A 7505-nucleotide genomic window follows, 5' to 3' on the forward strand; every position below is an offset into this window, starting at 1 on the left:
GTCCGCCCCCGTCCGCCGCGCCCCCGCCCCGGCGCCCGGCGCGCTGGCGCACGCGGCCGTCACCACCGGCATGGCGGCGGCCCTCCCGGACCTCACGGCGCTGATCGGCGAGCGCGAGGCGTTCGTACGGCGCCACCCGGGCGACGCGCCCGCGTGGGCCGTGCTCGGCGCGGCGTACGTCGAGCGGGGGCGTAGGACCGCGGAGGTAACCGTGTACTACCCCAAGGCCGAACACGCCCTGCGCGCCTCCCTGCACGCGTCCCGCACCCCCGACGCGCTCACCGGTCTCGCCGCCCTCGCGGGCGCCCGCCGGGACTTCCGGGGCGCCCGGGAGTGGGGCGAGGCGGCGGTGAAGGCGGCGCCGAAGCGCTGGACGGCGTACGGCCCGCTGATCGACGCGTACACCGGCCTCGGCGACTACCAGAAGGCCCGCGCCACCCTGGAGAAGCTCATGGAGCTGCACGCGGGCCCGGCCGTGCAGGCGAAGGCGTCGGCGGTGTACCGGGACCGGGGCTGGCGCGAGGACGCGGCGGCCGTGCTGTACGACGCGTCCGCGAAGGCGAACTCCCCCGCCGAACAGGCCGCGTTGCTGGAGCAGGCCGGACAACTCTCCTGGGAGCGCGGCGACTTCCCGGACGCGCTGCGCCACTTCCAGGAGGCCGTCCGCCTCGACCCCGACCAGCGGGCGGCGCAGGCCGGCCAGGGCAGGACGCTGGCCGCGCTGGGCCGCACGGCGGAGGCGGTGGCCGCCTACAGGTCGGCGCTCGCCGGCCAGCCGCTGCCCGAGTACGCCCTGGAGCTGGGCGAGTTGTACGAGTCGCTGGGCCTGGCCGAACAGGCCCACGCCGAGTACGAGTTGATGCGCGCCCGGATCCGCCAGGACAGCGCGGCCGGGGTCGGCAACGAGGTGCTGCTCGGCCGGTTCGAGGCCGATCACGGCGAGCCGGAGGCGGCGGTGACGCGACTGCGCGCCGAGTGGCGCCGCCAGCCGGGCATCGCGGTCGCCGACGCGCTCGGGTGGGCCCTGCACCGGGCCGGACAGCACAAGAAGGCCCTCTGGTACGCGTCGATCGCGACGGACGGCACGAAGGGCGGCGGGGTGCGCAGCGCGGCGTACGCCTTCCACCGGGGCGCGATCGAGCGGGAGTTGGGCAAGCACGGGCCCGCCCGCCGGCACCTCCAGGACGCCTTGCGGATCAACCCGGGGTTCTCGCCGCTGTGGGCGCCCCGGGCACGGGCCGCGTTGCGGGCGCTGGGTGAGCCGCCGGCCGTACCCGTGCCCAAGTCCCGTAGGCGGTAGGAGGGTTACAGGTTTCCGCGCTTGGCCTGTTCGCGTTCGATGGCTTCGAAGAGGGCCTTGAAGTTGCCCTTGCCGAAGCCCATCGAGCCGTGGCGTTCGATGAGTTCGAAGAAGACGGTCGGGCGGTCCTGGACCGGCTTGGTGAAGATCTGGAGCAGGTAGCCGTCCTCGTCGCGGTCGGCGAGGATCTTCAGCTCGCGCAGGGTGCCGAGGGGGACGCGGGTGTCGCCGACCCACTCGCCGAGGGTGTCGTAGTAGGAGTCGGGGGTGTCGAGGAACTGGACTCCCGCCGCCCGCATGGCCGTCACCGTGGCGACGATGTCGTTGGTGTTGAGGGCGATGTGCTGGACGCCGGCGCCGCCGTAGAACTCCAGGTACTCGTCGATCTGGGACTTCTTCTTCCCCAACGCGGGTTCGTTGATGGGGAACTTGACCTTCAGGGTGCCGTCCGCGACGACCTTCGACATCAGGGCGCTGTACTCGGTGGCGATGTCGTCGCCGACGAACTCCTTCATGTTCGTGAAGCCCATGACCCGGTTGTAGAAGCCGACCCACTCGTTCATCCGGCCGAGCTCGACGTTCCCGACGCAGTGGTCGACCGCCTGGAACATGCGCTGCGCGGGCGCCTCGACGAGGGGCGTCGCCGCCGTAAAACCGGGGAGGTACGGGCCGTCGTAGTCCTGGCGTTCCACGAGGGTGTGGCGGGTCTCGCCGTAGGTGGCGATGGCGGCGAGGACGACGGTGCCGTGCTCGTCCTTCACCTCGTGGGGCTCGGCGAGGGAGCGGGCGCCGTGCTCGACGGCGTAGGCGTGGGCGCGGCGGGCGTCCGGGACCTCGATCGCGAGGTCGACGACGCCGTCGCCGTGCGCGGCGACGTGACCGGCCAGGAAGCGGCCCCAGTCCGTCGCGGGGCGGATGACCGAGGTGAGGACGAAGCGGGCGGAGCCGCTCTCCAGGACGTAGCTCGCGGTCTCGCGGCTGCCGGTCTCCGGTCCGGAGTAGGCGACCAGGCGCATGCCGAAGGCGGTGGAGTAGTAGTGCGCCGCCTGCTTGGCGTTGCCGACGGCGAAGACGACCGCGTCCATTCCCTTGACCGGGAAGGGGTCGGCCTGCCGGGCGGTGTCGGGAGTGTGGTGTGTGGTCTGCGTCATACTTCAGGGTCACTCCGGGATCGCAAGCTGCGCAACAGTTCCCGGTTCGGCTGGGCAATATGCTCGGTACTACAGCGTTAGTACCGCCTCTTCTGTACAGGATGACCATCGAGGAGACCGGGCCATGGGGATCGACCGGCTGGACGGGCGGATCATCGTGCTGCTGGCGCGCGAGCCGCGGATCGGGGTACTGGAGATGTCCCGGCGGCTCGGGGTGGCGCGCGGGACCGTGCAGGCGCGCCTCGACCGGCTTACGTCGAATGGAGTCATCCGCGGATTCGGTCCCGAGGTCGATCCGGCGGCGCTCGGCTACCCGGTGACGGCGTTCGCGACGCTCCAGATCCGCCAGGGCCAAGGGCCCGCGATCCGGGCGCACTTGAGCACCGTGCCGGAGGTCCTGGAGCTGCACACCACGACCGGCAGCGGGGACATGCTGTGCCGGCTGGTCGCGCGGTCCAACGCGGATCTCCAGCGGGTGATCGACCTGGTTGTCGGTTTTGATGGCATCGTCCGGGCCTCCACCGCGATCGTGATGGAGAACCCGGTGCCGCTGCGGATCATCCCGCTGGTGGAGGAGGCGTCGCGCGAATGAGCTGAGGTGAAGGTGTGTGAGCTTCTGGGAGTACCTCGACAACCGGCATCAGCAACTGCTCACCGACGCGTTGCAGCACGCCAGCGCGGTCTTCCAGTGCATGCTGCTCGCGACCGTCATCGGGGTCGCGATCGGGGTGCTCACCTACCGCAGCGAGTGGGCGGGGAACTTCGCCACCAGCGCGACGGCGACCATCCTGACGATCCCCTCGCTGGCCATGATCGGCCTGCTCGTCCCCGTCGTCGGACTGGGGGTACCCCCCACGGTCGTAGCTCTCACGTTGTACGGGTTGCTCCCCATCGTGCGTAACTCCATCGTCGGACTACGAGGGGTGGACCCCTCGCTGGTGGACGCCGCGAAGGGCATCGGGATGTCCCGTCCGGCGCGGCTGGTGAAGGTCGAACTGCCGCTCGCCTGGCCGCCGATCCTGACCGGGATCAGGGTCGCGACCCAGATGCTGATGGGCATCGCCGCGATCGCCGCGTACGCCTCGGGTCCGGGGCTCGGCAACGAGATCTTCCGGGGGATCGCCTCGCTCGGCAGCAAGAACGCGCTCAACCAGGTCCTCGCCGGCACGCTCGGGATCGTCGTCCTGGCGCTGCTGTTCGACGCCGCGTACGTCCTCATCGGGCGGCTCACGATTCCCAGGGGGATCCGTGTCTGAATCCTTGGGTGCCTCGATCGAGCTGGAGAACCTCTCCAAACGCTATCCGGGCAACCCCAACCCGTCCGTCGACAACGTGAACATGGAGATCAAGGCGGGCGAGACGGTCATCTTCGTCGGCCCCTCCGGGTGCGGGAAGTCGACGACGCTGAAGATGATCAACCGGCTGATCGAGCCGTCCGGCGGGCGGATCAGGATCGGCGGCGAGGACGTCACCGACATCGACCCGGTGAAGCTGCGCCGCAAGGTCGGGTACGCGATCCAGTCGTCCGGCCTCTTCCCGCATCTGACGGTCGCTCAGAACATCGCGCTGGTACCGAAGATGGTGGGCTGGCCCAAGGGCCGGATCAAGGCGCGGGTCGAGGAGATGCTCGACCTCGTCGGGCTCGACCCGGGCGAGTTCCACGGGCGCTATCCACGGCAGTTGTCCGGCGGACAGCAGCAACGCGTGGGCGTGGCGCGGGCGTTGGCGGCCGATCCGCCCGTACTGCTGATGGACGAGCCGTTCGGGGCCGTCGACCCCATCACCCGCGACCATCTCCAGGACGAACTCATCCGGCTCCAGCACGAGTTGCACAAGACGATCGTCTTCGTCACCCACGACTTCGACGAGGCGATCAAGCTCGGCGACCGGATCGCGGTGCTGCGCGAGCGGTCCCACATCGCGCAGTTCGACACGCCGGAGGCGATCCTCACCAACCCCGCCGACGACTTCGTGTCCGGATTCGTCGGCGCCGGGGCCGCGTTGAAGCGGCTCAACCTCACGCGCGTACGGGACGTGCCGATCACCGACTATCCGACGGTCACCGTCGACGATCCGCTCCAGGTCATCTTCAACAAGCTGCGCGACAGCGGGACCAACGAGATCCTCCTCCTCGACAAGCGCGGCCGGCCCTACAAGTGGCTGCGGCGCGGGGACTTGATGCGCGCGAAGGGGTCGCTGGCGCGCGCCGGGACGCTCGTCAACGACACCGTGACGCGGGACGCGACGCTGCGGGACGCGCTGGAGGCCGTCCTCACCGACAGCTCCGGGCGGACGGCCGTCACCGGGCGGCGCGGGGAGTACACCGGGGTCGTCGACATGGAGACGCTGATGAACTCCGTGCACGAACTCCTGGAGGCCGACCGGCTCGAAGCGATGGAGCACCAGCACGAGTTGGAGGAGACGCGGGCGGCGCAGACGCACGCGGAGCAGGAGGGCGACGGCGGGGAGGAGAAGGCGTGAGGACTCCAGAGGCGCGCTCCCCCGGGACCGAGGCCGGGACGGGGACCGGGGCCGGGGTCGGTTCTGACGCCGACGGCGGCACCGGCACCGGCGCCGGTTCCGCGGAGTCGCCGTCCGGGACTTCCGGTACGGCTCAGCCCCGTATCGGCTGGCCCAAGTTGACCGTCCTGCCCGGCTTCCTCGTCGCCCTCCTGCTCGGCACCTGGCTCTGGTTCCAGCAGGCCGACCTGGACCCGATCTCCGAGAACGCGCTCTCCGGCGGCCAGGTCTCCAAGGCGCTGTGGCAGCACGTCCAACTCACCGCGATCTCCACGTTCTTCGTCCTCATCATCGCCATCCCGCTCGGCGTCCTGCTCACGCGCGGCGCGCTGCGCAGGGCCGCGCCGGTCGTCATGGCGATCGCCAACATCGGCCAAGCCACCCCGGCCATCGGCCTGTTGGCGCTCCTCGTCATCTGGCTCGGCATCGGCGAGAAGGCCGCGCTCATCGGGATCATCGCCTACGCCGTCCTGCCGGTCCTCTCCAACACGATCGCCGGGCTGCGCGCGAACGACCCGACGCTCCTGGAGGCCGCGCGCGGCATCGGCATGTCCCCCCTCGGCGTCCTGTCCCGCGTCGAACTCCCCCTCGCCGTACCGCTGATCCTCGCGGGCGTCCGTACGGCGCTCGTCCTCAACGTCGGTACGGCGGCCCTCGCGACGTTCGGCGGGGGCGGCGGGCTCGGGGTGCTGATCACGACCGGGATCACCAACCAGCGTATGCCCGTACTGGTGTTGGGCTCGATCCTGACGGTGGCGCTCGCGCTGCTCGTGGACTGGCTGGCGTCCATCGCCGAACTCCTGTTGCGGCCAAGGGGATTGGAGGTGGGCCGGTGAGACGCGCGCTGAGTCTTCTGGTGTCGGCCGCGCTGCTCTCGTCCTGCGGGCTGACGTCCGGCTCGCCCATGGTCGACGACGTCGAACCCGGCACGATCGGGCGGGGCAAGCCCCTCGAAGGGGCCGACCTCACGGTGACGTCGAAGTCCTTCACCGAGAACCTCATCCTCGGCGCGATGATGGGCATCGCCCTCCAGGCCGCCGGCGCGCACGTCCTCGACCGGACCGGCATCCAGGGGTCCATCGGGGCGCGCGAGGCCGTCAAGAAGGGCGACGCGGACGGGATGTACGAATACACCGGGACCGCCTGGATCACCTACCTCGGCAACAGCAAGCCCATCACCGATCCGCAGGCCCAGTGGGAGGCCGTCCGCAGGGCCGACGCCCGCGACGGGCTCACCTGGCTGCCCCCGTCGCAGGTCAACAACACGTACGCGCTCGCCATGAACCGGGCCGCCTACGAGAAGTACGGCACGAAGACCCTCTCCCAGGTCGCCGCGCTCGCCAAGTCCGACCCCAAGGCCGTCTCCCTGTGCGTCGAGAGCGAGTTCGCGAACCGGGCGGACGGGTTGCCGGGGATGCAGAGGGCGTACGGGATGAGTGTGCCGTCGTCCCGGATCACGCAGATGGACTCCGGGATCATCTACACGCAGACCGAGAAGGGGCACTGCACGTACGGCGAGGTGTACACGACCGACGGGCGGATCAAGGCGATGGACCTCGTCGTCATGGAGGACGACCGGCACTTCTTCCCCAACTACAACGCGGCGCCCGAGATCAACTCCAAGGTGATGAAGAAGTGGCCTGCGATCGCTGGGGTGTTGGACCCGATCTCGGCTCGGCTGAACAACGCGGTGGCTCAGGAGCTGAACGCGAAGGTGGATGTCGACGGGGAGGATCCGCATCAGGTGGCGTTGGAGTGGATGAAGGAGCAGGGGTTCGTGAAGTGAAGTGAGGCGAGGGAGGCGGGAGTTACGAAGGGATCGGCACAAAGGGATCGATGCAAAGGGTTCCTTGCAAAAAACCCTTGCAGAGGTTTCTTTGCAACGCTACCTTTGCATCCATGGCCGACCCCCAGCACCCCGAGGTGCGCAAGATCGACGCCCGCTCCCTCCGAGGGCTGGCACACCCGCTCCGTATGCAGCTCCTGGACGCCCTCCGCTTCGGCGGCCCGGCGACCGCGTCCCAACTCGCCGAGAAACTGGGCGAGTCCAGCGGCGCCACCAGCTACCACCTCCGCCAGCTCGCCGAGTACGGCTTCATCGAGGACGACCCCGGACAGGGCAAGGGACGCGAGCGCTGGTGGAAGGCCACCCACACCGGCCTGGAGTTCGACGACGAGCTGCTCACCGACGCCGACCCGGCCGTACGCGGAGCCGCGGACCTCTACATGCACGAGGTCGCGACCAGCCACACCCGGGACCTGGCGACCTGGCTGGGCAACCGCGACTCATGGCCGGAGGAGTGGAACCTCGCCTGGGACATGAGCAGTACGACGCTGCGGCTCACCCCGGAGCAGACGCTCGAGTTCATCCAGGACGTCCACCGCGTGTACGAGAAGTACCGCAGCCGCGCCGTCCCCGAGGGCACCCCCGGGACCCAGCAGATCCGCGCCCACAGCCATGTCTTCCCCATCACCACTACCTGAGAGGTACCCCTCGTGTACCACCCCGACTTCCACCTCCCCCTCCACCACCT

General features: G+C 69.9%; 8 protein-coding genes. 7 read left to right on the forward strand and 1 reads right to left on the reverse strand.

Going from position 1 to position 7505, the window contains the following annotated elements; genetic code table 11:
* A partial coding sequence (locus AOK24_RS25980; protein ID WP_055722488.1) for a tetratricopeptide repeat protein occupies nt 1-1300 on the forward strand: 1300 nt, incomplete at its 5' end.
* Nucleotides 1301-1305: 5 nt separating this feature from the next.
* Here the strand turns inward: AOK24_RS25980 and hppD are convergent.
* Complete coding sequence (gene hppD, locus AOK24_RS25985) at nt 1306-2451, reverse strand: 4-hydroxyphenylpyruvate dioxygenase (RefSeq protein WP_055722489.1); 1146 nt, start codon at nt 2449-2451, stop codon at nt 1306-1308.
* A gap of 124 nt (nt 2452-2575) precedes the next feature.
* Between hppD and AOK24_RS25990 the strand changes: the two genes are divergently transcribed.
* The 6 genes from AOK24_RS25990 to AOK24_RS26015 all read left to right on the forward strand — a co-directional run bounded on the left by AOK24_RS25990 (nt 2576) and on the right by AOK24_RS26015 (nt 7455).
* Entirely contained in the window at nt 2576-3043 is a 468-nt protein-coding gene (locus AOK24_RS25990; protein WP_055722490.1) for an Lrp/AsnC family transcriptional regulator, read from the forward strand.
* 16 nt (nt 3044-3059) lie between these two features.
* On the forward strand, nt 3060-3707 hold the full coding sequence (locus AOK24_RS25995; RefSeq protein ID WP_055722491.1) for an ABC transporter permease: 648 nt from the start codon (nt 3060-3062) through the stop codon (nt 3705-3707).
* Nucleotides 3700-4932 (forward strand): betaine/proline/choline family ABC transporter ATP-binding protein, encoded by a 1233-nt coding sequence (locus AOK24_RS26000; RefSeq protein ID WP_055722492.1) that lies wholly within the window; start codon nt 3700-3702, stop codon nt 4930-4932. Before AOK24_RS25995 ends, AOK24_RS26000 begins: the two co-directional genes overlap by 8 nt.
* The gene (locus tag AOK24_RS26005; RefSeq protein ID WP_055722493.1) at nt 4929-5807 is read left to right on the forward strand and encodes an ABC transporter permease; all 879 of its coding nucleotides are present in this window, start codon (nt 4929-4931) and stop codon (nt 5805-5807) included. Before AOK24_RS26000 ends, AOK24_RS26005 begins: the two co-directional genes overlap by 4 nt.
* Before the next feature lie 68 nt (nt 5808-5875).
* Nucleotides 5876-6757 carry a glycine betaine ABC transporter substrate-binding protein gene (locus AOK24_RS26010; protein WP_420876691.1) on the forward strand — a complete coding sequence of 294 codons (882 nt, stop codon included), beginning with the start codon at nt 5876-5878 and terminating at the stop codon, nt 6755-6757.
* A gap of 113 nt (nt 6758-6870) precedes the next feature.
* The gene (locus tag AOK24_RS26015) at nt 6871-7455 is read left to right on the forward strand and encodes an ArsR/SmtB family transcription factor (protein WP_055722495.1); all 585 of its coding nucleotides are present in this window, start codon (nt 6871-6873) and stop codon (nt 7453-7455) included.
* Nucleotides 7456-7505 lie beyond the last annotated feature (50 nt).

Source organism: Streptomyces niveiscabiei (genome assembly GCF_001419795.1).
Lineage (GTDB): Bacteria > Actinomycetota > Actinomycetes > Streptomycetales > Streptomycetaceae > Streptomyces > Streptomyces niveiscabiei.